We start from the raw sequence: 22,293 nt of genomic DNA, 5'->3' as shown, positions 1-22,293 counted from the left end.
GATTGTCACGGTATTTTACATTGGTCACGAGTCAGCCCCGGACCCTGGATCCAAAACGGCGCAGTGTGGCGTAGCTCACTGATTTGGGGGCCATGCTCGCTGAGGGTAATGACGATCTCTCCGGAGCAGGCTGTGTTGAGTGGGCGAGCCCCAGCCAGCCGGTAGCGGGCCACCACATCAGGATGAGGGTGGCCGTATCGATGCCGATAACCCGCTGTGTAGATTACCCAGTCGGGCGCGACAAGATTGACCCAGGGTGCAGAAGACGATGTTTTACTGCCGTGGTGTGGTGCAAGCACCAAACGGAAATCCACCGCCTTGCGTAACCACGGCACCGCGCCGGGGGCAAGCATCTCTGCCTCTACCCGTTTGCTGATATCCCCGGTAAGCAGCACGTCAGAGCCACTGGCGGCATGGTGAACCCGGACCACACAGGATGCATCGTTTCCGGTGCGTTCAGCGCGGGATTCCCAGAATTCGAACACCATACCGTGCCATTCGAACGGTTCTGACCAACACCCTTTTACCGATGCCCCCGGCACGTCGTCCAGAATCCCGGCCACGACTTCCGGCTCACCGCTCTGTATCTGCCCCACCTCTACGGCTTGCACCAACTGCACGAGGCCACCGGCATGGTCACTGTCACCGTGGCTGATCACCAGGCGATCAAGCCTGTTAATCCCCAGGGCCCGGAGGTTCGGAAGCAGTGTCGAGTCAACAGCCGAAAACACACCCCGTACTTCCGGCCCTGTGTCGTAAACCAGTGCCTTGCGCCCCACGCGCACCAGAACAGACAGACCCTGGCCGACATCCCAGACACGAATTTCCGGCGCCACCACCTCCGGATTAACGGCCGCAGGCCTTGTCAGCACCGCCATGGCCGCCCAGGCTCCAACCAACGCCACGGTCATCAGGCGAAATACCCTGTCAGGAAAGCGAAGCAGCGCAACCACCACAGCCGCCAATATTGCCAGCAACAAGGGAGATGCCTCTGGCGTTATTTCGGACACTGGAGCCGCCAGTTGCTCTACCCACTGCAGCCAGGCCATCAACGGCCCCAGCACTGCATCAAGCAGCAAACTCACCCAACCCGCCACCGCGCCACCGGATACCAGCACCAACAAAGCGCCTGCGAACAGCACCGGCATCACAACCAGCGATACCCAGGGAATCGCCACCAGGTTCGCCATCAAACCGGCGAGCGGCTGACTTTGCCCAAGCCCGGACAACAGTGGCCACAAGCCTGCAAACACCGCTAGTTGTGCCAACACAAGGCCGTTGAGCCAGCCGGGGCCTGACAGGCGCCCGCTGAATACCGCCAGCAAAACCGCCACCGCACCAAAGGACAACCAGAATCCCTGATCCAGCGGCGCGAACGGGTCAAGTAACAGCACCAGAAACAAGGCTGAGCAGAATGGCCGCCAGACACTGGCCTCCCGGGCCAGAAGCAGATACCAACCGCCAACCAGAACCATGATCAGGGCCCGGCGGGTTGGCACGGTAAACCCGGCAATCAGCGCATAGAACAGGCAACACAGGATAACCAGCGCAAAGCCTGCGATGCGCCTGCGACGCTCATCAAGCCGGTGCGCAGGCATGGACAAGGTGAATCGGCGGGCAACCAGGCCGGCACCCACCGCCACCAGTCCCAGGTGCAACCCTGATATCGCTACCAGGTGAATCGTGCCGGTTGCCCGGAGCGTTTGCCAATGCCGATCCGTTAGATAACCGCGATGACCAATCAGTAACGAGGCAATCAATGGGTATTCACTGGCATCGGAAAAACGCTGGTGGACCTGCTCAGCGACCGTTTGATGCCAGGCGTGGTACCGGCAATGCCAGCTACAATGCAGATCCTGGTCCAGGGCCACCGCCTGCACGCTTCCGGTAGCCCGGTAACCTTTCCGGAACAGCCAGTCCTCATAACGAAACCCCTCGGGGTTCAGGTTACCGTGCGGCCGTTTAAGAACCACTTCCAGCCTCAGCCGGTGGCCGGGCAGCGCCTGATCGCTTCGGCCATACCAGGAGAGACGCAGTCTGCGGGGAAGCACCTGTGCGGCATCCTGTTGGTCTTCACTGTACCAACTGACAACACACACGCTGAATCGCAAACTGTTGAAACTGCCACTCGTCGGAAGCTCACAAACATACCCTGAAAGTTCCAGACGCTTGCCTTCCATACCCGCCGGCAGTCGCTCCGCCAGGCGCGCTTCCGAATGCCAGCCAGCCCAGGCCAGGCCCAACAAAACCAGCGCCATTAACCGGACCAGGCGGCGCATGGCGCCATGGCTGATCAGGAGAGACACACTGACAACCAGCAGCCCGGCCAAAAACAGCCACCTGGACGGTGGTAAAAGCGTCAGTTGATACAGTAAGATAACGCCGCACGAGAACGCGACAATGCCGGGCGCGCCGACTACGCTGTGTTCAGGCGTTTGGTGAGTATGAAACAGACCGGACAATCCTTGTCCTCCAGTGCATTAGCCCGGCGCGCTCAGGGTGCCGGACGTTATCCATTCCGAAGCAACAGGCCGAACTTCCTATGCCCAAGAAGTTCATGAAACGGTATCTGCCTACCCCGGAAAAAGTGCAATCTATCGAATCGTTGCGCTTTCTGGGCGATATCCTTCATGAACCCAACCTGTGGCACATCAATCGGCACAGCGTCTCCCGCGCTTTCCTGATCGGGCTTTTTCTCAGTTTTATTCCGATGCCGTTCCAGATGGCGGCTGCAGCGGCCATGGCCATCTGGATCAACGCCAACCTGCCGTTATCCGTCGCTCTGGTTTGGATCAGCAATCCGTTAACCATGCCGCCCATCTTCTACTTCAACTACAAAGTCGGCGCCTGGATTCTGGACCGCCCCGTGCTGGCTTTTGACTTCCAGCTCTCCTGGTCCTGGCTGAGCAGCCGCCTGATGGAGATTGGAGTACCACTCTATGTCGGGTCAATTGTGGTGGCGACCGCTGCGGGTTGCAGCGCCTACCTGATCATCCAATACCTCTGGCGCCGTAAAATCCGCACTGACTGGCAGGTTCGGCGCTTATCCAGAAAAGCCCGCAAAAAGGCCCGCAATCAGGCCTCCTGAACCAACCGCCCCTGCTCCAGTCGCAATACCCGCCCCAGGCTGCGGGCCATCCGCATATCGTGGGTGACCATAACAAAGGCAATGCCTGACTGCGCTCGCAAATCCTCAATCAGAGCCCTGATACCTTCCCCGGTGTGCTCGTCCAGGTTACCGGTTGGCTCGTCCATCAACACACATTGCGGCTCGTTGACCAGTGCCCGGGCAATGGCCACCCGCTGGCGTTCACCACCAGACAGTTCTGAGGGCTTATGCTTCAATCGCTCGCCCAGGCCAACGCGGACCAACAACGCTTCGGCTTTCTGCCTTGCCACAGCCAGTGCCTGACCGCCCAGCGCGCAGGGCATCATCACATTCTCCAACGCAGTAAACTCGGGGAGCAGGTGATGGAACTGGTAGACAAACCCAAGATGGCCATTGCGGAACCGTGCCCGCCCAGCCTCCGACAAGCGGTGAATATCCTCACCACAGATATGAATCTGGCCGAATGATGGCCGGTCCAGCCCCCCCAGCAAGTTCAACAACGTGGTTTTGCCCGCACCACTGCTGCCCACGATGGCAACCGTTTCGCCTGCCGAGACCTCCAGGGAAATATCAGAGAAAATTGTCAGTGTCTCCGGGCCCTGGTCATAGGTGCGGGTAACCTGTCGGCAATCAATCACCAAAGGCTTGCTGGTGGTCATTTCCACTTCACTCATAACGTAACGCCTCTGCCGGTTCGACCCTGGATGCCCGCCATGCCGGATAGATGGTTGCCAGCAGACTCATCACCATTCCGGCACTGCTGATGATGGCCACATCCTGCCACTGCAACTGGGACGGCAGATAACTGATGAAGTACACGTCGGCACTCAGGAACTGGTGCCCCATCAACCCCTCAAGCCACGAAATAAAACCGCTGATATTAAGCGCACCGAAGATTCCGAGTGCGGTTCCCATCAGGGTGCCGAAGATACCGATTACAGCGCCCTGAATAATGAAAATTCGCATAATGCGCCCGGGGGTGGCCCCCATGGTTCGCAGAATCGCAATGTCTGCGGTTTTGTCGGTAACAACCATGACCAGGGTGGACACAATATTGAAAGCGGCTACGGCCACAATGAACATCAGCAACAGACCAATCATCGTCTTTTCCATCCGGATGGCCTGGAACAGGTTGCCATGAGTGCGGGTCCAGTCTGACACGTAATAACGCCCACCCAGATCCCGCGCAATCTGGTTGACCACTCTTGGCGCCGCAAACAGATCATCCACCAGAAGGCGCACACCCTCGGCACGGCCGCCGGTTCGCATCAGGCGCGCCGCATCATCCATATGAATGAGTGCATAGTTACCATCCAGTTCAGCGCCAACACTGAAGATACCTTTAACGGTAAAACGCTTGAGCCTGGGCAGCACCCCCGCCGGGGTTACCGAGGCCTCAGGCAGAACGACGGTCAGCTTGTCTCCAACCTGAAGCCTCAGGCTGTTGGCCATCAACCGGCCGATGATAATGCCGAACTCCCCGGACTTGAGCTGATCAAGGTTGCCTTCGATGAAATGGTTCTCAATGATCGATACCGTGGCTTCCTGCTCGGGCACAATACCGCTAAGCATCACCCCCCGAACATCACCGCCGCCGGTCACCATGCCCTGGCCCTGAATAAAGGGCGCGGCCGCCAGCACCCGTGGATGCTCCTGAACCCGACGATCAATCTCCTCCCAGTCTTCCAGCGGGCCCGACGCCCCCTGAATGGTGGCGTGGGGCACCATGCCCAGAATGCGCTGCTTCAGCTCCCGATCAAAACCATTCATGACGGACAGCACGATGATCAGAACCGCCACGCCAAGCATCAGCCCGAGCATGGAGGTCAGGGAAATGAAGGAAATAAAGTGATTACGCCTCTTGGCTGCGGTGTACCGCAAACCGATGTAGAACGATAAGGGTCTGAACATGGGGAGGTGCCTGTCGCTACCTTCTGGCCTGTCGTGGTTTGGTACCCCGGACACTCGCGAGCCTCCGGGAAACTGCTAAACTACTCTTTACCAATAAAATTTCAGCCCGCCGGAGACAAAATGCCAGGCTCGCCCATTACGCCCCCAACCGCGGATACCAATGCCGAACGACGCGAGTATTTCCGGATAGAGGACCATATTGGCCTTGAAATCCGCCGTCTCTCCGGGAACGCTGACAGCGAGCAGGATGATCCGTTCAACGGATCGCCACTGGAAAGCCTGAAAGCTGAATTCCGCCGGCTCGACCAGGACGTAAAAGCGCACCTGGCCAGCCTGGCGGAACGTGACCGGTTACTGACCGGATTGATCAAATCCCTGAACAGCAAGCTCGACACGCTGGCGCGCATTATCGCCTTTGAGCAAAATCCGTTGCAACCGGAAGACTGGCAGGATGTGACTCTCAGCGAGGGCGGCCTGTCGTTCTCCAGTAGCACTCCTGCCTGGAACCGGGGTGACCGTATTGCAGTGCGCATGACCCTGCCACCGGAGCTCTATCAGCCCCAGGCCATTGCGCTCGTTCTGAGCTCGGATGCCGATGACCGGGGCGGAGCAAGGGTTCACACTGAGTTTATCAGGCTGGATGACAGTAGCCGCCAACAAATTGCCCGCCATGTGATGCGTTGGCAAATACGGCAACGTCAAAAAGAGTAAACTTCGAAAAACACTGACTTTTGCCCGTTTTTTCGGGATATTACGTTTTATCCATGTCCCGCGGAATTGTTCGCGGTAACCAGGCATTAATGGAGAACCCAATGAAGAACAAGCGAAACCTCATCACCGCCATGACACTGGCGTCTCTGATGTCTGCCGGACTGGCAACCAACCTGCACGCCGAGCAGTTGAAGATTCCCGTTGGCAGCCAGGCTGATCGCAGTCAGATCAGCCTGCCAACGACCGGCATGACTCAGGCAACGGTTCGCAACCGCTGGGGTGCCCCGCAGGATATGCAGGGACCGGTAGGCGAGCCTCCGATCAGCCAGTGGCATTACCCCGATTTTATCGTCTACTTTGAGCACGACCGGGTACTGCACACTGTCGTCAAACGCAAACGCTGATCCTCCCGGACAAAGGTTCAATTTTCTCTGTCGATGGCCTGACGTTGCGGCAATGGTCAGATAGAATGGCGGCTTTTGCGAACCAAGGTGACGAATACAGTGACTTCCAAGCGAGTGTTGCCTGCGGAGTGGACTCCCCAGAGCGCAGTCATGTTGACCTGGCCACATCCCGGCACTGACTGGGCCGGTATAATGGATGAAGTTGAGCCTGTTTTCCTGAACATTGCCCGCCAGGTTCTTCGTTTTGAGCATCTGCTGATCAGCTGTGAATTCGTGGCGCGGCTGCAGAAGCTCGGTCAGGAGCTGAACCAGTTCGCACAAGAGAACGGCCTTCCCGGGCGTGTGGTTACGGTCCCTGCACCCGCTAACGACACCTGGGCCCGGGACCACGGCCCGATCACGGTCGATACCGGCGACGGCCTCACCTTGCTGGATTTCCGTTTCAATGCCTGGGGGGGTAAGTTTCCCTGGGAAAAAGATAACGCGCTGAACCAGCACCTGGCGAATGCCGGCGTCTTCGGCAAACATCGTTTGCTGCCCGTGGACTTCGTTCTGGAAGGCGGCTCCATAGAATCCGATGGCCAGGGCACGCTTCTGACCACCAGCGAGTGCATGCTGACTCCGTCCCGCAACCCGTCCATGGACCGGTCAGCCATCGAACAGCTACTGTCGGAATTGCTGGGGGCGGATCGCATTCTCTGGCTGAACCATGGCTACCTCGCCGGTGACGACACAGACAGCCATATCGATACCCTGGCCCGGTTCTGTGCGCCCGACCATATCTGCTACGTTGCCTGCCCGGACGCAGCCGATGAACATTACAGTGCACTGGCAGCCATGGAAGAAGAGCTGCAGCAATTCAGGCAACGAGATGGCAGCCCCTACAGACTGACTGCCCTGCCCTGGCCGGATGCCATCCATGACGATTACGGAGAGCGCCTGCCTGCCACCTATGCCAATTTTCTGATCATCAATGGTGCGGTTCTATTGCCGGTGTACGAAGTGCCGCAGGATCACGAAGCCGCCCGGATCATGGCCGACATCTTCCCTGATCGGGAGATCATCCCGATCAACTGCCGCCCGCTGATTCACCAGCACGGCAGCCTTCATTGTGTCACCATGCAGATTCCCGCAGGAGTGGTCACGACATGACTAGCCGCCCCCAAAGTCCACAGCTCAACATTGCTGCCATCCAGCAAAAATGCACCGAGGATAAGGCTGCCAGCCTCGCCACATCAGAAAAGCTGATCCGGGAAGCCGCCAAGGGCGGTGCACAACTGGTGGTGCTGCAAGAGCTGCACGCCACGCTTTATTTCTGCCAGACTGAAGACACAAGCGTTTTCGAACTGGCGGAGCCCATTCCCGGCCCCACCAGCAACCGGCTGGCAGATCTCGCAAGAGAGCTGGGAATTGTACTGGTGGGCTCGATTTTCGAACGGCGCATGAACGGTGTTTACCACAATACCTCCGTGGTGTTTGATACCGATGGCAGCCTGGCAGGCATCTACCGCAAGATGCACATTCCAGACGATCCGGGCTTCTATGAGAAATTCTATTTCACCCCCGGGGACGCCCGCTTCAATGATGGCCGTAGTGGTTTCACCCCGATCCACACCTCGATTGGCAAATTGGGCGTTCTGGTGTGCTGGGACCAGTGGTACCCGGAGGCAGCCCGCCTGATGGCACTGGCCGGTGCCGACATCCTGATCTACCCCACGGCGATCGGCTGGGACGTGACCGACGATCCCGAGGAGCAGGCCCGGCAACTGGAGGCCTGGGTCACGGTGCAAAGGGGCCATGCCGTTGCCAATAACCTGCCTGTTATTGCGCCCAACCGGGTTGGCACTGAACCGGACCCCATCGGCCAGGGCGATGGCATTCGATTCTGGGGCAACAGCTTCATCTGTGGCCCCCAGGGAGAATTTCTTGCCAGGGGGGATGACCACAGCGAGTGCATCCTGACAGCCAGCCTTGATCGCAACCGGACCGAATCCGTTCGGCGTATCTGGCCGTATCTCCGTGATCGTCGCATTGATGCCTATGAAGACATTCTGAAACGGGTACGGGACTGAGGCCTGCATGAAACAAAAGATGGACAGCGTTGTTGCCGAGCTCAACAAGATACTGTTGGGCAAGGACACTCAGGTGCGCCTGGCCCTTTGCGGATTGCTTGCCCGCGGCCACCTGCTGATCGAGGACATTCCCGGGATGGGCAAAACCACCCTGTCCCACGCCCTCGCCAAGATCATGGGCCTGAGTTACCAGCGCATCCAGTTCACCAATGACCTTCTGCCGGCCGATGTCCTGGGTTATTCCATGTATGACAAACAGGCCGGCAGCCTGGTCTTTCACCCCGGCCCGATCTTTGCCCAGGTCGTTCTGGCAGACGAAATCAACCGGGCATCACCCCGCACCCAGAGCGCCTTGCTGGAAGCCATGGAAGAACGACAAGTGTCGATAGAAGGCGAAACCCGGCCTCTTCCATCTCCTTTTTTCGTGATCGCTACCCAGAACCCGATTGAACAGGGCGGCACCTTCCCGTTGCCAGAATCCCAGCTTGACCGGTTCCTGATGCGGCTGCGTCTGGGTTACCCAGATCCAAAGGCCGAGCGGGAACTGCTGGAAGGTGAAGACCGCAAAACCCTTACCGACAGGCTTCATGCAATCCTCCCCCATGACGAGTTACAGGCACTGCAAGTAGCTGTGGATGAGGTTAGCGCCAGCCCGACTCTGCTGGATTACCTCCAGCGGCTGCTCGAACAAAGCCGCCGGATGCCAGGCCTGCTGTATGGGCTCTCCCCCAGGGCCGGCCTCGGGCTGCTCCGGGCCGCCAAAGCCTGGGCGCTGATGTCGGGCCGAAACCACGTGCTGCCAGACGATATCCAGGCCGTATTCCCCTCTGTTGCCGAGCATCGCCTCGAGCAGGGCGAGCCCGGCAAAAGCAAAGAACGGGTCCGGCAGTTGCTCACCACAGTCTCGGTGCTTGAATAATTCCGCAAAGCCCATATAGCGAAGCTTAATTGGCCGCATTATCGGAAACGAATGGCAGCCTGGTTATTTCATGTTAGCCTTTCGACTTCTTAATTAATCAACAGTCCGCACGGCCGGGCTGAACCTGTATCCTAAATATCAGCGAGCATTCCATGAGCGAAACCCGACACTCCCGACTGATCATTCTTGGTTCCGGCCCGGCCGGTTACACCGCTGCCGTCTACGCTGCCCGCGCCAACCTGAACCCAACACTGATTACCGGTATTGAAGTGGGCGGTCAGCTCACCACCACCACCGATGTGGACAACTGGCCGGGCGATAACGATGGCGTTCAGGGCCCGGAACTGATGCAGCGCATGCAGATGCATGCTGAACGCTTCGAAACCAACATTATCTACGACACCATCAACGAAGCTGACCTGAACAACCGCCCGTTCCGGCTGAAAGGTGATGGCGGAGAGTACACCTGTGACGCCCTGATTATCGCCACAGGCGCATCTGCCATGTATCTCGGGCTGGAATCCGAGGAGAAGTTTAAAGGTCAGGGCGTGTCGGCTTGCGCCACATGCGATGGTTTTTTCTACCGGAAACAGAAAGTGGCCGTGATCGGCGGCGGCAATACCGCGGTTGAGGAAGCACTGTATCTCTCCAACATTGCAGACGAAGTAACCCTGGTTCACCGTCGAGACAAGCTGCGAGCTGAAAAAATTCTTCAGGACAAACTGTTCGAGAAGGCCAGTAACGGCAATGTGAACATTGTCTGGAACCACACGCTCGACGAGGTGCTGGGTGATGCTACCGGCGTCACTGGTATGCGTATCAAAAGCACCGAGGACGACAGCACCCGGGATATCGACCTGGCCGGGGTATTTATCGCCATTGGCCACAAGCCCAACACCGGCCTGTTTGAAGGCCAGCTGGAGATGGACAACGGCTACATACGCATCACCTCTGGCCTTAATGGCATGGCAACTCAAACGAGCATTCCCGGTGTCTTCGCTGCGGGCGATGTGGCCGACCACGTATACCGGCAGGCGGTAACCTCTGCAGGTTTTGGCTGCATGGCCGCCCTGGATGCTGAAAAATTCCTGGATCAGCAAGACTGACCCAGGAAGTCGCAAGATGACGTCGCTACCCTGGCTGGACCCGGAGCAGCTCTGGTTCCCCCCGGCAGACGAAGCACTGGATGACCCGGACGGCCTGCTGGCCCTGGGTGGCGACCTGTCATCTCAGCGGCTGTTACTGGCCTATCGCAACGGTATCTTTCCCTGGTTCAGTGACGACCAGCCAATCCTCTGGTGGTCGCCCAATCCAAGGTGCGTGCTCTTCCCCAACGAGATTCACATATCCCGTAGCCTGCGGCGGACTCTGAATCAGCGTCGTTTTGAAGTCACTGCCGATCAGTGTTTCAGCCGGATCATCCGTCTGTGCGCGACTACCCGTGCCGAAGGAACCTGGATCACCGATGACATGATCGGCGCCTATACGGATCTGCACCGGCAAGGCATCGCCCACTCCATTGAAATCTGGAACCGACAGGGAGAACTGGCCGGAGGCATGTACGGCCTGGCTTTGGGGCGGTGCTTCTTCGGTGAGTCGATGTTTTCCCTGGAAACCAACGCGTCCAAGGTACTTATGGTACACCTTGCCAACCAACTGTCGGCCTGGGGCTATCAGATGATGGACTGCCAGGTTGAAAGTGATCACCTGCTGAGCATGGGCGCCCGAACTATTCCGAGGGCAGAATTTTTATCTATACTCAGGGCATGTGTGGATCGGAAAGCGGACCAGCCAGACTGGACATTCACCTGGCGCTGGCCCGGCCCGGAGGCGTGAATGAGCAACCTCAGAACCCTGGTTTTCTTTGCAACACCAGCCCATGACTGCAGCTATCTGCCAGACCGCGAAGCCACCACCATGTTTGTGGACCCAAGGGCCCATATCGACAAGAAGCTCTACAGCCAGTTGACCGCCCTTGGTTTTCGCCGCAGCGGCTCACACTACTATCGCCCTCACTGTGAACACTGCAATGCCTGTGTGCCGGTGCGCCTGAAAGTGGATGAGTTCAAACCCGATCGCAATCAACGCCGGGTGCTGCGCAAGAATGAAGACCTCAGTTGCAGACTCTTACCAGCCGCCTTCAGCGAGCGCTACTATCAGCTCTATGCACACTATATAGAAGAACGTCATCAGGACGGCGACATGTACCCACCCTCCCGGGAGCAGTTCATGTCGTTTCTGGTGGAAGGGGCAACAGACTCCTGGTTCCTGGAGATTTCCCTGGAGGGTGAATTGGTGGCGCTGGCCGCGGTGGATCTGCTGGACGATGGCCTGTCGGCCATCTACACCATATTTGCCCCGGAACTGGAGCACCGTAGCCTGGGAACCTTTGCTGTGCTATGGCAGATCGAAGAAGCCCGCCGGCGGGAATTACCCCACCTTTATCTGGGGTACTGGATCAAAGAATGCCGGAAAATGAACTACAAAACCCGCTTTACCCCTATTGAAGCCCTGCGCGACGGCCACTGGCGAGAGATGCAATTGGACTGAATTTTGCCAAACGTTAAGAAATCAGGCAGAATTGCGCAATTTAAAATCACCGAAAGTATTCCCGAACGAGGTTTTTACTGAATGGCGAAATCAGATGTCATTGAAATGGAAGGGGTTATTATCGACACCCTTCCCAACACCATGTTCCGCGTTGAGCTGGCCAACGGTCACGTTGTAACCGCTCACATCTCAGGAAAAATGCGCAAGAACTACATCCGCATCCTGACAGGCGACAAGGTCAAGGTTGAGCTGACTCCCTATGACCTGAGCAAGGGCCGCATTGTGTACCGCGCCCGTTAATGCTCCAGTGACATCTGAAAAGCCCCGCAATTGCGGGGCTTTTTTGTTAGGCCCGGTCGTTCCGGCGTTTGCTGAACATCATTCGCGGTTCTGATCCGAACACTCCATGGCACCCGGGTTTGTGTAGCAACGTATCTTGCGCAGAATCGTCATCATATCTTCGTGATAAACAGCGGCGGCCAACTGGGCCTCTTGCCCTTTATTCGACAGCAGATCTATGCGGACCTGCCTGAGCATCTCCTGATACGCCCGCATGTCCTCAGGCCCGATATCCACCCACCGATCATCGGGTATACGGTCTTCGAACTGCCGTATCACCCTGATGGCATCCGGGTACAGCCGGGCCATCAACTTGCGGGACTCCCGGACAAACTCCGGGCTGAATGTACCTTCCCGCGCCACCAGTTGTATCGTCACCTGGCCGACCGGGTAGCGAATGATGCCACCCCGATCGCCTGCCCCACGGAACATTTCAAGCACCTCCCAGGCCGCTGCCGGTGCATAGCTCATGTCAGCCTGGCCTGAGTTGAAAACCCGGGCAAAGTTCGAGATCTTCGCCGGCACCGGCTCGGCCCCCACAAACTCCACCATATGTCGGGCATCATGGTGGCCTTCAAAAACCGTGATGCGCTTACCCTTGAGCGCTTCAACGTGGTTGATGGCCCGGTCGTTGACGAACAGATATGCCGCCCCCATGGGCGCGACACCAAGCACCTCATAGCCATCCTGGCTCAGGTGCCTCGCGATACGCGGGCTGGCAAGGCCATGCAGCAAGACCCGCAAGTCTTCATAATAAGGCACCGCACCGATGGCGCTGATCGAACCGGTAAAATCGTTGAAATGCCGCACCCCCATATCGGTGAGTGCCACCAGGTCACACTGGCCCTCGCGAAAGTCCCTGATGGCCAGGTCTTCATCTGTGTAGGGCTGCATCACCATAGATGTACCTGCGGACACTGCGCCGCGCTGGTAATCACGAAGCAACTGATAGACAAAGCCGTTAGCGCCGGCCACATCAAACACGCAGAACTGCTTTCTGTCGGTAGCCGCCAGTGCCGGGCGAACCAGGAGCACCAACAGACCAAAAATCACTGCCAGGGTAAGGGGGAATTGACGGAACGTCCTCATTGGGCTGCTTCCTTATCGTTGTTATTGGCAAACCGTGGCAAATCACCACGAATTCTTTGCCTTAAACTGACAGAAGTTGCCCCGAAATGGATTGACAGCACGGCCAGGCGCTGAGGCCTGCTTCGGTCAACCGGTTTACAGCCGGCGCCCACACAAAAAAACCGCTGCCGGGCACAGCCCAACAGCGGTTTCCATTACCAGCGATTGCGGTCAGACCGCTTCGGCTGGCTCATCCTCATAGTCAAAGACCAGTTCATCACCCTTCAACTGAATGAACACGTCTCCACCCTTCTCCGACAACCGGCCAAACAGAATCTGCTCTGCCAGCGGCCGCTTGATCTTGTCCTGGATAAGGCGCGCCATCGGCCTGGCACCCATAGTGACATCGTAGCCCTTCTCCGCCAGCCAGGATTTGGCGGCATCGTCCACGTGCAGCACCACGTGCTTCTCATCCAGCTGGGCCTGAAGCTCGGTCAGGAACTTGTCGACCACGTGGGTAATGGTGGCCTTCTGCAGGTCAGCAAACTGGATAATGCCGTCGAGGCGGTTACGGAACTCCGGCGTGAAGGTCTTGGTGATCACTTCCATGCCATCGGTGCTGTGATCCTGCTCGCTGAAACCAATGGAGCGGCGAGCCATGCTCTCGGCACCGGCGTTGGTGGTCATCACCAGAATCACGTGACGGAAATCGGCCTTCCGACCATTGTTGTCCGTCAGCGTGCCGTGGTCCATCACCTGAAGCAGCAGGTTGAATACTTCCGGGTGTGCCTTTTCGATCTCATCCAGCAGCAACACGCAGTGTGGGTGCTTGTTCACCGCCTCGGTCAACAGGCCGCCTTGGTCATAGCCAACATAACCGGGAGGCGCACCGATCAGGCGAGACACGGTATGCCGCTCCATGTACTCGGACATGTCAAACCGCACAAGCTCTATGCCAAGCACCTTCGCCAGCTGTTTGGTCACTTCTGTTTTACCAACCCCGGTGGGGCCAGCAAACAGGAAGGCACCTTCCGGCTTCTCCGGCGCCTTCAGGCCGGCGCGGGCCAGCTTGATCGCCGTGGCCAGCGACTCGATGGCCGGATCCTGACCAAACACCACCATTTTCAGATCCCGCTCCAGATTACGCAGCAGATCCTTGTCGCTGGTGGACACATTCTTAGGCGGAATCCGAGCGATGTTCGCGACCACGTCTTCAATGTCGGTCACATCAATGGTTTTCTTACGCTTGTCTTCCGGCTGCAGGCGTTGTCTCGCACCGGCTTCGTCAATCACATCAATGGCCTTGTCCGGCAGGTGTCTGTCGGTGATGTAGCGATCCGCCAGTTCAGCCGCCACCCGAAGCGCCTTGTCGGTGTACTTGAGGTCATGATGCTTCTCGAAGCTCGGCTTCAGACCTTTGAGGATCTGGTAGGTATCCTCCACACTGGGCTCGTTCACGTCGATTTTCTGGAAGCGACGGGCCAGGGCACTGTCTTTCTCAAAGATTCCACGGAACTCCTGGAAAGTGGTGGAGCCGATGCAACGCAACTCTCCGGAGCTCAGCATGGGTTTGAGCAGGTTGGAGGCATCCATCACCCCGCCCGAGGCCGAACCCGCACCAATAATGGTGTGGATCTCGTCGATGAACAGAATGGCGTGCTTTTGCTTCTTCAGATCGCTGAGCAATCCCTTCAGGCGCTTTTCGAAATCACCCCGGTACTTGGTGCCTGCCAGCAGGGCGCCCATATCCAGGGAGTACACCACCGCATCGGAGATAATTTCAGGCACCTGTCCATCCACAATGCGCTTGGCCAACCCCTCGGCAATGGCGGTCTTGCCAACACCAGCCTCGCCCACCAGCAACGGGTTGTTCTTGCGGCGGCGCACCAGTATCTGGACCACCCGCTCAACTTCGTGCTCGCGGCCAATCAACGGGTCAATGCGGCCCTGGCGGGCCTGTTCGTTCAGGTTGGTGGCGTAGCTCTCCAGAGGTCTGGACTGGGCGCCTTCCTCCCCTGCCTCCTCGTGGGCAGCATGGTCGGCACCCTCCTGATCTTCCGCTCCCTGAACCCGGGAAATACCGTGAGACACAAAATTAACCACATCAATACGGGCAATGCTCTGTTTCTTCAGAACATACACCGCCTGGCTCTCCTGCTCACTGAAGATCGCCACCAGAACGTTCGCCCCGGTTACTTCTTTCTTGCCAGAAGATTGGACATGGAATACCGCCCGCTGCAGCACTCGCTGGAATCCCAGCGTTGGCTGGGTTTCGCGCTCACTGTCAGTGCTCGGAATTAATGGTGTGGTGGAGTCCACAAACTCGACCAGTTCATCTTCAAGGCGCTTCAGATCCGCACCACAGGCTTTGAGGACACCCACCGCCGATTCGTTATCGAGGAGAGCCAGCAACAAATGCTCGACCGTCATGAATTCATGGCGCTTGTCACGGGCATTTTTGAAGGCCGTATTCAGCGTAATTTCAAGATCTTTGCTCAGCATGGGCCACCCCGCCGTCTATCAGTCCGCACGTTCAATCTCGCAAAGGAGCGGATGCTCGCATTCCGAAGAATACTGGTTCACCTGTGCCGCCTTTGTTTCCGCGATGTCACGGGTATATACCCCACATACGGCTTTTCCCTGCGTATGGACGAGCAGCATCACCTGCGTCGCCTTTTCTTCGTTCATTCCGAAGAACTTCATCAGTACATCCACCACGAAATCCATGGGTGTGTAGTCGTCGTTCAGGAGCACAACCCGATACCGGGCCGGGCGCTTCAGAGCTGGCTTCTCGGGCGCAACGCTTACACCTTCATGGCGCCCGGGCTGTTCGTCCTCCCCCTGATTGAATACTAGTAGAGAATTCTCAATTGTCCGCATGGTTCTTTTTACCGGTTATTCGGTTTCCTGAGTAAATGTGGTTGCCCGCAACCCGGTTTTCAAGCGAAAGCCCGGTTCAAGCGTGAGTTATTTATCAATACGGACATGATACCGCTTCCGGACCTTGTTGAACCACTCATTCGGACACTACTGCCCCTTGACTCAGGCCCGGGTTTGGCCGACAGTTAAGATGCATTGTAAAATAATGTAAATCTGTGCAACCGGCATGTAACAGGAAGCGATACCTGCCATGCCGACTCGCACCACTTATTGCCCGGTGCGTCCGGGTTTCAGGCAGCAATTCCAATAATAAGAGTGACAGCAAAGGAACAGGGGAGTTCATCATGCCTAGAGGCAAGGTCAAATGGTTCAACAACGCCAAGGGATACGGCTTTATCATCGAAGACGGCTGCAGCGATGATCTGTTCGCCCACTTTTCTTCGGTGCAAATGGACGGCTACAAAACGCTGAAAGCTGGCCAGGCGGTCACTTTCGAGAAAAAGCCCAGCGATAAAGGGGTTCATGCCGTCAATATCGTCCCTGACGAAACCCAGGCGAAACAGCCCTCGGAGATAGGGGCCCAGCCGTCTGAAGCGTCCTCCGGGGAGCAATCGTCACGCCGGGACGGGTATCCGCCCAGAGCCGTTAACGCCTGAGCAGGCGCCTTGGCCAATCACTCTCACCTGCCAGTTCATCTGGCAGGTACGTTTTTTTGTGCTTTTTTCACAGGGTTTTATCCTTTACGCTTGCCGCTTTCGAGCACCCGTTAGCAAGACAGGACCCCGTGCATGGCGGAGCTGATTCTTTTCAACAAGCCATTTCAGGTGTTAAGCCAGTTCACCGACGAACGCCAGAATAGCCCCCGCGCAACACTCGCCGACTGGATCAGGAACCCGGGCTTCTACCCGGCCGGCCGACTCGATTACGACTCCGAAGGCTTGCTCCTGCTGACCAATCACGGCCCCCTGCAACACCGAATCGCTGCACCAGACAACAAGATGCCAAAAACCTACTGGGTTCAGGTGGAGGGTGAGATCTCCCCCCAGGCCATTGAGCAGCTTTGCCAGGGCGTGAAGCTCAAAGATGGAATAACCCGCCCCGCCACAGCCCGCCGGATGAACGAACCGGCCATCTGGGCCAGGGTTCCGCCAGTCAGGCACCGGGAAACCATTCCGACCAGCTGGCTGGAGCTCACCATTACCGAAGGCCGCAACCGCCAGGTACGGCGCATGACTGCCGCCGTAGGCTACCCTACCCTAAGACTTATTCGGTACCGGATTGGTGACTGGACACTCGACAATCTCGAGCCCGGGCAGTATCGGCTTGAGACCGTGCACCTGCCCGACAGCCCGGCAACCGGAAAACCGAAATCCGGCCGCCCGAAATCCAGACCATCCAGACACAGGAGACCTCGTTAACCATGACCTGGAAACCCCACGCTACCGTCGCGGTTGTTGTAGAAAACCAGCAGGGCCAGTTCCTGCTGGTTGAAGAAGTCAGCAACGGCAAGGTGGTTTTCAATCAGCCTGCGGGCCATATTGAAGAAAACGAAGCCGTGCTGGACGCCGTGCGCCGGGAAACCCTGGAAGAGACCGGCTGGCAAGTGGAGCCTCAGTTCTTTCTGGGCGTATACACCTACAAGGCGCCAGCCAACGGCGTCACCTATTACCGTTTCTGTTACGCCGCGCGGGCCATCAAACAGATCACAACCGAACTGGACACCGGCATTATCGGGCCGCACTGGCTCAGCATTGAAGACATCCGGGGCCTCGGCGACAAGCTCCGAAGCCCGCTGGTGCTGCGCTGTATCGAGGATTACCGAAATGGCCGGCAATTCCCCCTTGATGTGGTGGTGGATGAACAGACGTAACCACCACAAGATGGTAAAATCGCCGTTTTTAACCGGCTACCGAAAGGCTCATGATCCAGAATCCTGAATCCAGCACTCCCAAGAACACCCGCGTGATTGTCGGTATGTCCGGCGGCGTGGATTCCTCCGTTGCCGCCTGGCTGCTGAAAGACCAAGGCTACCAGGTGGAAGGCCTGTTCATGAAAAACTGGGATGAAGACGACGGCACCGAATACTGTACCGCCATGACCGACCTGGCCGATGCCCAGGCAGTGGCCGATGCCATTGGCATCAAACTGCATACCGCCAGTTTTGCTGCCGAATACTGGGACCGGGTATTTGAACACTTTCTGTCTGAATACAGCGCCGGCCGCACCCCCAACCCGGACATCCTGTGCAACAAGGAAGTAAAATTCCGGGCCTTTCTGGATTACGCCGTAACTCTGGGTGCGGACTATATCGCCACCGGCCACTACACACGCCAGCGCCCACTCAACGACGGCAGCGGCAAGGCGCAACTGCTCAAAGGCCTGGATCCGAACAAGGATCAAAGCTACTTCCTGCACGCGGTGTCCGGTGATCGTATCGCGCGCACCCTGTTCCCGGTGGGTGAGCTGGAAAAACCGGAAGTCCGCCGTATTGCCGAGGAACAAGGCTTTGTTACCCACGACAAAAAAGACTCTACGGGTATCTGCTTCATCGGCGAACGCAAGTTCACTGACTTTCTCAAACAGTACCTGCCGGCCCAGCCCGGCAACATCGAAACTCCGGATGGCAAGGTAATCGGCAAGCATCAGGGCCTGATGTACCATACCATCGGCCAGCGACAGGGCCTGGGCATTGGGGGCCTGGCCGAGTTTGGCGACGAGCCCTGGTATGTGGCTGAAAAAGACCTGTCCCGCAATGTTCTGATTGCCGTTCAGGGCAAGAACCACCCACTACTGTTTTCCCGCGGCCTGGTGTCTGGCGCTATTGACTGGGTAGCCGGCGAGCCGCCCGCAAACAGCTTCCGCTGCAAGGCAAAAACCCGCTATCGCCAGCCGGACCAGGACTGTGAGGTCACCGTTATCGAGGGCGGAGTCAAAGTCGTCTTTGATGACGCCCAGCGGGCCGTCACCCCCGGCCAGTCAGTGGTGTTCTATCAGGGTGAAGTCTGCCTGGGCGGCGGGGTGATCGAACAAACCTGGCGAGACGATGAAGCACTGCCGGCACGGTTGGAGAAAATGGTTGATGCAGGGGCAGGCGCATGAGCAAATCCTTGCACGACCAGACCCTGGCATTGGCCGGCCTGTTTCAGGCGGCCGCACTGGTGCGACAGATTGCCCACAATGGCAGTTGTAACGACGAGTCTCTGGAAACCTGCATACGCTCTCTGTTCGCCACCGATCCTGCGTCCACCCTGGATGTTTACGGGGGCGAATTGTCTGACATCCGTGAAGGCCTGGAGGCCCTGTCCACCTCACTGGCGCAGCAGAGCCGTCCACAGGATGTCGAGATACTGCGCTACGTGCTGAACCTCGTTCATCTTGAGTCCAAGCTCAAACGCGACGGCGACATGCTTGACGTGATTGGCAAACGTATCGAGCAGGCACGGCACACGGCCAGCCACTTCGGATATACCCACAGCAACCTGATAGGCAATCTGGCATCCATTTACACAGACACCATCAGCACGTTCCGCCTGCGCATCCAGGTCAGTGGCAACCCCCAGGTGCTGCAGCGGGAAGAGAATGCGGCAAAAGTTCGCGCCCTGTTGCTGGCCGGTATCCGCTCGGCAGTGCTCTGGCGACAGAGCGGCGGCCACCGCTGGCAACTGATCTTCAAACGCAAGAAGGTCATCATGCACGCCCGGGAGTTGCTGCGCTGATTCACGGCGCCCGCTGGTGTATCATTAGCGCCTTCATATTCTCCGATCCGATTTTTCTTTGATGAACTGAGAGGTTTTCGATGGAACTCACCGCCCTGACCGCCATTTCTCCGGTCGATGGCCGCTACGGCAGTAAAGTCAGCGTATTTCGCAGCATCTTCAGTGAATACGGCCTGATCCGTAACCGGGTAACCGTCGAAATCCGCTGGTTGCAGAAACTGGCCGCTCACCCGGCCATTACCGAAGTGCCAGCATTCTCCGACGAAGCCAACGCCTTCCTGGACAAAATGGTCAGCGAATTCAGCCTGGCCGACGCGGAGCGCATCAAAGACATCGAACGCACCACCAACCACGATGTCAAAGCGGTCGAGTACCTGATCAAAGAAAAGATCGCCGATGTGCCCGAGCTGCACGCGGTGACCGAGTTCGTTCACTTTGCCTGCACCTCCGAAGACATCAATAACCTGTCTCACGGGCTGATGCTGCGCGAAGGCCTGGACCACGGCCTGTTACCGGCCATGGACAAAGTCGTCGACAAACTGGCCGAACTGGCCAAGGAACATGCCGAACAGCCCATGCTGTCCCGCACCCACGGACAAACCGCGTCTCCCACCACCGTCGGCAAGGAACTGGCCAACGTGGTGTATCGCCTGCGCCGCCAGTTGATGCAAATCCGCGAAGTGGAAATCATGGGCAAGATCAACGGTGCGGTCGGCAACTACAACGCCCACCTGTCTGCCTATCCGGATGTGGACTGGGCAGCCAACGCCGAAGAGTTCATTGAGAGCCTGGGCCTGGACTGGAACCCGTACACCACTCAGATTGAGCCCCACGACTACATCGCCGAACTGTATGATGCCATTGCCCGCTTCAATACCATCCTGATCGATCTGGACCGGGACATCTGGGGTTACATCTCCCTGGGCTACTTCAAGCAGAAGACAGTGGCCGGCGAGATTGGCTCCTCCACTATGCCCCACAAGGTAAACCCCATCGACTTCGAGAACTCCGAGGGCAACCTGGGCATCGCCAACGCGCTCTTCAGCCACCTGTCTGCCAAACTGCCAATCTCCCGCTGGCAGCGTGACCTGACTGACTCCACCGTGCTGCGTAATCTGGGCGTGGGCTTTGCTCACAGCCTGATTGCCTATGAGGCTACCCTGAAAGGCCTGGGCAAACTGGAAATCAACCCGGCACGCCTGAACGAAGACCTGAATAATGCCTGGGAAGTGCTGGCCGAGCCGATCCAGACCGTGATGCGCCGTTACAACATCGAAAAACCCTACGAAAAGCTCAAAGACTTGACCCGTGGCAAAGCCATGAGCCCGGAAGTCATCAAGAATTTCGTGGAAACACTGGATATTCCGGAGCACGCCAAGGCGGAACTGCGCGCCCTGACGCCGGACACCTACATTGGCAATGCCGTCGAACAGGCTGGCAACATCTGAACCGGAGCAACACCATGGACATGCTTGGCGGACTGACAGCTTCTGAATTTCTGCGGGACTACTGGCAGAAAAAGCCGCTGGTTATCCGTCAGGCTTTTCCCGGCTTCCAGTGCCCGGTCAGCCCGGACGAACTGGCCGGCCTGGCCTGCGAGGAAGCGGTGGAGTCGCGCATCGTGATCGAGAACGATGCCGGTAAACCCTGGCAGTTGCACAACGGGCCCTTCACCCCCGACCGCTTCAGTGAACTACCGGCACAGGACTGGACTCTGCTGGTTCAGGGCCTGGACCACTGGGTACCGGACATTGCCGACCTGCTCGACAACTTCCGTTTTATTCCCAACTGGCGCCTGGATGACATCATGGCCAGCTACGCCCCGAAAGGCGGCAGTGTCGGCCCCCACTACGACATGTACGATGTGTTCCTGCTGCAGGCACAGGGGCACCGCCGCTGGACCTTTGGCGGTCACTGCGATCACAAGTCGCCGCGTGTCGAGGGTACACCCCTGCGTATTCTGAGCAGTTGGGATGGTGAAGTAACCGTGACCCTGTCGCCGGGAGACATGTTGTATCTGCCCCCGGGCATCGGCCACCACGGTGTGGCGGAAGACGACTGTATTACCCTGTCGGTCGGTTTTCGTGCCCCGACCATCGACGACATTCTCACCAGCTTTACCGATTTCCTAAGCCAGAAAGAAAAAGCCGCCGAGCATCTGGATGATCCGGATTTACAGGTGCAGGACAATCCCGGCACCATCGGTCCGGAAGTGATCAACCGCCTGGATACTGTCATCCGTGAGCAACTGAGCGACCGCCGCAACCTGGCCCTGTGGTTCGGCCAGTTCGCGACCGCCCCGAAAAGCATGGATATCGTGGTACCTGCGGATGAACCCGCAGAAGCAGAAGATCTGGCTGAAGCCATCCGCGCCGGCGAGCAACTGCGCTGGAACGAGGGTTCCCGCTTCGCCTATCATGAACTGGACAGTGAAACTGCCCTGTTTGTGGATGGCGAGCAATACCTCCTGAAAGGCGATGCCCGGCCACTGGCACCGCTGCTCTGTGCCGGCGCCCGGATTGACATGGCCGCACTGGCTGAGCTTGCGGGTGACGAAGCCCTGCTTGGCCTGCTCACCAATCTCTACAACCAGGGCTCGGTGTACTTTGAGTAA

The 22,293-nt window shown here is 57.8% G+C and carries 23 protein-coding genes; 17 read left to right on the top strand and 6 right to left on the bottom strand.

The features are described from left to right. Positions 1 to 5: 5 nt before the first annotated feature. The gene (locus ABIE59_RS00285; protein WP_354443208.1) at positions 6 to 2,462 is read right to left on the bottom strand and encodes a DNA internalization-related competence protein ComEC/Rec2; all 2,457 of its coding nucleotides are present in this window, start codon (positions 2,460 to 2,462) and stop codon (positions 6 to 8) included. Between the two features lie 80 nt (positions 2,463 to 2,542). Here ABIE59_RS00285 and ABIE59_RS00280 point away from each other — a divergent pair, with 80 nt between their 5' ends. Next, complete coding sequence (locus ABIE59_RS00280; RefSeq protein ID WP_354443206.1) at positions 2,543 to 3,088, top strand: DUF2062 domain-containing protein; 546 nt, start codon at positions 2,543 to 2,545, stop codon at positions 3,086 to 3,088. On the opposite strand, the gene ABIE59_RS00275 is transcribed toward ABIE59_RS00280, so the two are convergent. Together ABIE59_RS00275 and ABIE59_RS00270 are read right to left on the bottom strand one after the other, a co-directional pair. Beyond that, the gene (locus ABIE59_RS00275; protein WP_354443204.1) at positions 3,076 to 3,783 is read right to left on the bottom strand and encodes an ABC transporter ATP-binding protein; all 708 of its coding nucleotides are present in this window, start codon (positions 3,781 to 3,783) and stop codon (positions 3,076 to 3,078) included. The two genes, ABIE59_RS00280 and ABIE59_RS00275, sit on opposite strands and share 13 nt — an antisense overlap. Then, positions 3,776 to 5,020 (bottom strand): lipoprotein-releasing ABC transporter permease subunit, encoded by a 1,245-nt coding sequence (locus tag ABIE59_RS00270; protein WP_354443202.1) that lies wholly within the window; start codon positions 5,018 to 5,020, stop codon positions 3,776 to 3,778. The genes ABIE59_RS00275 and ABIE59_RS00270 overlap by 8 nt, the downstream gene beginning before the upstream one ends. A 120-nt stretch (positions 5,021 to 5,140) precedes the next feature. Here ABIE59_RS00270 and ABIE59_RS00265 point away from each other — a divergent pair, with 120 nt between their 5' ends. The 9 genes from ABIE59_RS00265 to infA all read left to right on the top strand — a co-directional run bounded on the left by ABIE59_RS00265 (position 5,141) and on the right by infA (position 11,976). Next, positions 5,141 to 5,731 (top strand): PilZ domain-containing protein, encoded by a 591-nt coding sequence (locus ABIE59_RS00265; protein WP_354443200.1) that lies wholly within the window; start codon positions 5,141 to 5,143, stop codon positions 5,729 to 5,731. 101 nt (positions 5,732 to 5,832) lie between these two features. After that, the gene (locus ABIE59_RS00260; protein ID WP_354443198.1) at positions 5,833 to 6,135 is read left to right on the top strand and encodes a hypothetical protein; all 303 of its coding nucleotides are present in this window, start codon (positions 5,833 to 5,835) and stop codon (positions 6,133 to 6,135) included. Positions 6,136 to 6,234: 99 nt separating this feature from the next. After that, entirely contained in the window at positions 6,235 to 7,287 is a 1,053-nt protein-coding gene (locus ABIE59_RS00255; protein ID WP_354443196.1) for an agmatine deiminase family protein, read from the top strand. Then, positions 7,284 to 8,207, top strand: a complete 924-nt coding sequence (locus ABIE59_RS00250) for a carbon-nitrogen hydrolase (RefSeq protein ID WP_354443194.1) — start codon at positions 7,284 to 7,286, stop codon at positions 8,205 to 8,207. The genes ABIE59_RS00255 and ABIE59_RS00250 overlap by 4 nt, the downstream gene beginning before the upstream one ends. A gap of 7 nt (positions 8,208 to 8,214) precedes the next feature. Next, complete coding sequence (locus ABIE59_RS00245) at positions 8,215 to 9,126, top strand: AAA family ATPase (protein ID WP_354443192.1); 912 nt, start codon at positions 8,215 to 8,217, stop codon at positions 9,124 to 9,126. Between the two features lie 152 nt (positions 9,127 to 9,278). Continuing rightward, a complete protein-coding gene (trxB, locus tag ABIE59_RS00240) occupies positions 9,279 to 10,232 on the top strand; it encodes a thioredoxin-disulfide reductase (RefSeq protein WP_354443190.1) in 954 nt (317 codons plus the stop codon). A 16-nt stretch (positions 10,233 to 10,248) separates the two neighbouring features. After that, complete coding sequence (gene aat, locus ABIE59_RS00235) at positions 10,249 to 10,962, top strand: leucyl/phenylalanyl-tRNA--protein transferase (RefSeq protein WP_354443188.1); 714 nt, start codon at positions 10,249 to 10,251, stop codon at positions 10,960 to 10,962. Further along, the gene (locus ABIE59_RS00230) at positions 10,963 to 11,676 is read left to right on the top strand and encodes an arginyltransferase (RefSeq protein WP_354443186.1); all 714 of its coding nucleotides are present in this window, start codon (positions 10,963 to 10,965) and stop codon (positions 11,674 to 11,676) included. It abuts the gene before it with no gap. Positions 11,677 to 11,757: 81 nt separating this feature from the next. Beyond that, the gene (gene infA, locus ABIE59_RS00225; RefSeq protein ID WP_058089554.1) at positions 11,758 to 11,976 is read left to right on the top strand and encodes a translation initiation factor IF-1; all 219 of its coding nucleotides are present in this window, start codon (positions 11,758 to 11,760) and stop codon (positions 11,974 to 11,976) included. Positions 11,977 to 12,054: 78 nt separating this feature from the next. On the opposite strand, the gene ABIE59_RS00220 is transcribed toward infA, so the two are convergent. From ABIE59_RS00220 to clpS, 3 genes are all read right to left on the bottom strand, one after another. Continuing rightward, positions 12,055 to 13,104: a putative solute-binding protein gene (locus ABIE59_RS00220; protein ID WP_354443183.1), complete on the bottom strand. Its 1,050-nt coding sequence runs from the start codon at positions 13,102 to 13,104 to the stop codon at positions 12,055 to 12,057. A 210-nt stretch (positions 13,105 to 13,314) separates the two neighbouring features. Next, positions 13,315 to 15,585, bottom strand: a complete 2,271-nt coding sequence (gene clpA / locus ABIE59_RS00215) for an ATP-dependent Clp protease ATP-binding subunit ClpA (RefSeq protein ID WP_354443181.1) — start codon at positions 15,583 to 15,585, stop codon at positions 13,315 to 13,317. Positions 15,586 to 15,603: 18 nt separating this feature from the next. Then, positions 15,604 to 15,963, bottom strand: coding sequence for an ATP-dependent Clp protease adapter ClpS (clpS, locus tag ABIE59_RS00210; protein ID WP_061330994.1), 360 nt, complete (start codon positions 15,961 to 15,963; stop codon positions 15,604 to 15,606). A gap of 344 nt (positions 15,964 to 16,307) precedes the next feature. On the opposite strand from clpS, the gene ABIE59_RS00205 reads away from it, so the two are divergent. From ABIE59_RS00205 to ABIE59_RS00175, 7 genes are all read left to right on the top strand, one after another. Then, positions 16,308 to 16,619 carry a cold shock domain-containing protein gene (locus tag ABIE59_RS00205; protein WP_354443179.1) on the top strand — a complete coding sequence of 104 codons (312 nt, stop codon included), beginning with the start codon at positions 16,308 to 16,310 and terminating at the stop codon, positions 16,617 to 16,619. 132 nt (positions 16,620 to 16,751) lie between these two features. Then, positions 16,752 to 17,381, top strand: a complete 630-nt coding sequence (locus ABIE59_RS00200) for a pseudouridine synthase (RefSeq protein WP_354443177.1) — start codon at positions 16,752 to 16,754, stop codon at positions 17,379 to 17,381. A 2-nt stretch (positions 17,382 to 17,383) separates the two neighbouring features. Further along, positions 17,384 to 17,833, top strand: a complete 450-nt coding sequence (locus tag ABIE59_RS00195; protein WP_354443175.1) for an NUDIX hydrolase — start codon at positions 17,384 to 17,386, stop codon at positions 17,831 to 17,833. Between the two features lie 50 nt (positions 17,834 to 17,883). Beyond that, a complete protein-coding gene (mnmA, locus tag ABIE59_RS00190) occupies positions 17,884 to 19,062 on the top strand; it encodes a tRNA 2-thiouridine(34) synthase MnmA (protein ID WP_354443173.1) in 1,179 nt (392 codons plus the stop codon). Next, a complete protein-coding gene (hflD, locus tag ABIE59_RS00185) occupies positions 19,059 to 19,679 on the top strand; it encodes a high frequency lysogenization protein HflD (RefSeq protein ID WP_354443171.1) in 621 nt (206 codons plus the stop codon). Before mnmA ends, hflD begins: the two co-directional genes overlap by 4 nt. A gap of 80 nt (positions 19,680 to 19,759) precedes the next feature. Then, positions 19,760 to 21,127, top strand: coding sequence for an adenylosuccinate lyase (gene purB / locus ABIE59_RS00180; RefSeq protein WP_058089546.1), 1,368 nt, complete (start codon positions 19,760 to 19,762; stop codon positions 21,125 to 21,127). Between the two features lie 14 nt (positions 21,128 to 21,141). Further along, complete coding sequence (locus tag ABIE59_RS00175) at positions 21,142 to 22,293, top strand: ribosomal protein uL16 3-hydroxylase (RefSeq protein ID WP_354443168.1); 1,152 nt, start codon at positions 21,142 to 21,144, stop codon at positions 22,291 to 22,293.

This window comes from Marinobacter sp. MBR-99, assembly GCF_040547575.1.
Classification (GTDB): domain Bacteria; phylum Pseudomonadota; class Gammaproteobacteria; order Pseudomonadales; family Oleiphilaceae; genus Marinobacter.
The sequence above is the reverse complement of the archived record's forward strand: the minus strand, read 5'-3'. Positions and strand labels throughout refer to the sequence as shown.

Bases quoted from the DNA above. Each gene is read 5' to 3' on its own strand.
- ABIE59_RS00280 (WP_354443206.1), top strand. From the start codon at position 2,543: ATGCCCAAGAAGTTCATGAAACGGTATCTGCCTACCCCGGAAAAAGTG.
- ABIE59_RS00275 (WP_354443204.1), bottom strand. From the start codon at position 3,783: ATGAGTGAAGTGGAAATGACCACCAGCAAGCCTTTGGTGATTGATTGC.
- ABIE59_RS00270 (WP_354443202.1), bottom strand. From the start codon at position 5,020: ATGTTCAGACCCTTATCGTTCTACATCGGTTTGCGGTACACCGCAGCC.
- ABIE59_RS00265 (WP_354443200.1), top strand. From the start codon at position 5,141: ATGCCAGGCTCGCCCATTACGCCCCCAACCGCGGATACCAATGCCGAA.
- ABIE59_RS00260 (WP_354443198.1), top strand. From the start codon at position 5,833: ATGAAGAACAAGCGAAACCTCATCACCGCCATGACACTGGCGTCTCTG.
- ABIE59_RS00250 (WP_354443194.1), top strand. From the start codon at position 7,284: ATGACTAGCCGCCCCCAAAGTCCACAGCTCAACATTGCTGCCATCCAG.
- ABIE59_RS00245 (WP_354443192.1), top strand. From the start codon at position 8,215: ATGAAACAAAAGATGGACAGCGTTGTTGCCGAGCTCAACAAGATACTG.
- trxB (WP_354443190.1), top strand. From the start codon at position 9,279: ATGAGCGAAACCCGACACTCCCGACTGATCATTCTTGGTTCCGGCCCG.
- aat (WP_354443188.1), top strand. From the start codon at position 10,249: ATGACGTCGCTACCCTGGCTGGACCCGGAGCAGCTCTGGTTCCCCCCG.
- ABIE59_RS00230 (WP_354443186.1), top strand. From the start codon at position 10,963: ATGAGCAACCTCAGAACCCTGGTTTTCTTTGCAACACCAGCCCATGAC.
- infA (WP_058089554.1), top strand. From the start codon at position 11,758: ATGGCGAAATCAGATGTCATTGAAATGGAAGGGGTTATTATCGACACC.
- ABIE59_RS00220 (WP_354443183.1), bottom strand. From the start codon at position 13,104: ATGAGGACGTTCCGTCAATTCCCCCTTACCCTGGCAGTGATTTTTGGT.
- clpA (WP_354443181.1), bottom strand. From the start codon at position 15,585: ATGCTGAGCAAAGATCTTGAAATTACGCTGAATACGGCCTTCAAAAAT.
- clpS (WP_061330994.1), bottom strand. From the start codon at position 15,963: ATGCGGACAATTGAGAATTCTCTACTAGTATTCAATCAGGGGGAGGAC.
- ABIE59_RS00205 (WP_354443179.1), top strand. From the start codon at position 16,308: ATGCCTAGAGGCAAGGTCAAATGGTTCAACAACGCCAAGGGATACGGC.
- ABIE59_RS00200 (WP_354443177.1), top strand. From the start codon at position 16,752: ATGGCGGAGCTGATTCTTTTCAACAAGCCATTTCAGGTGTTAAGCCAG.
- ABIE59_RS00195 (WP_354443175.1), top strand. From the start codon at position 17,384: ATGACCTGGAAACCCCACGCTACCGTCGCGGTTGTTGTAGAAAACCAG.
- mnmA (WP_354443173.1), top strand. From the start codon at position 17,884: ATGATCCAGAATCCTGAATCCAGCACTCCCAAGAACACCCGCGTGATT.
- hflD (WP_354443171.1), top strand. From the start codon at position 19,059: ATGAGCAAATCCTTGCACGACCAGACCCTGGCATTGGCCGGCCTGTTT.
- purB (WP_058089546.1), top strand. From the start codon at position 19,760: ATGGAACTCACCGCCCTGACCGCCATTTCTCCGGTCGATGGCCGCTAC.
- ABIE59_RS00175 (WP_354443168.1), top strand. From the start codon at position 21,142: ATGGACATGCTTGGCGGACTGACAGCTTCTGAATTTCTGCGGGACTAC.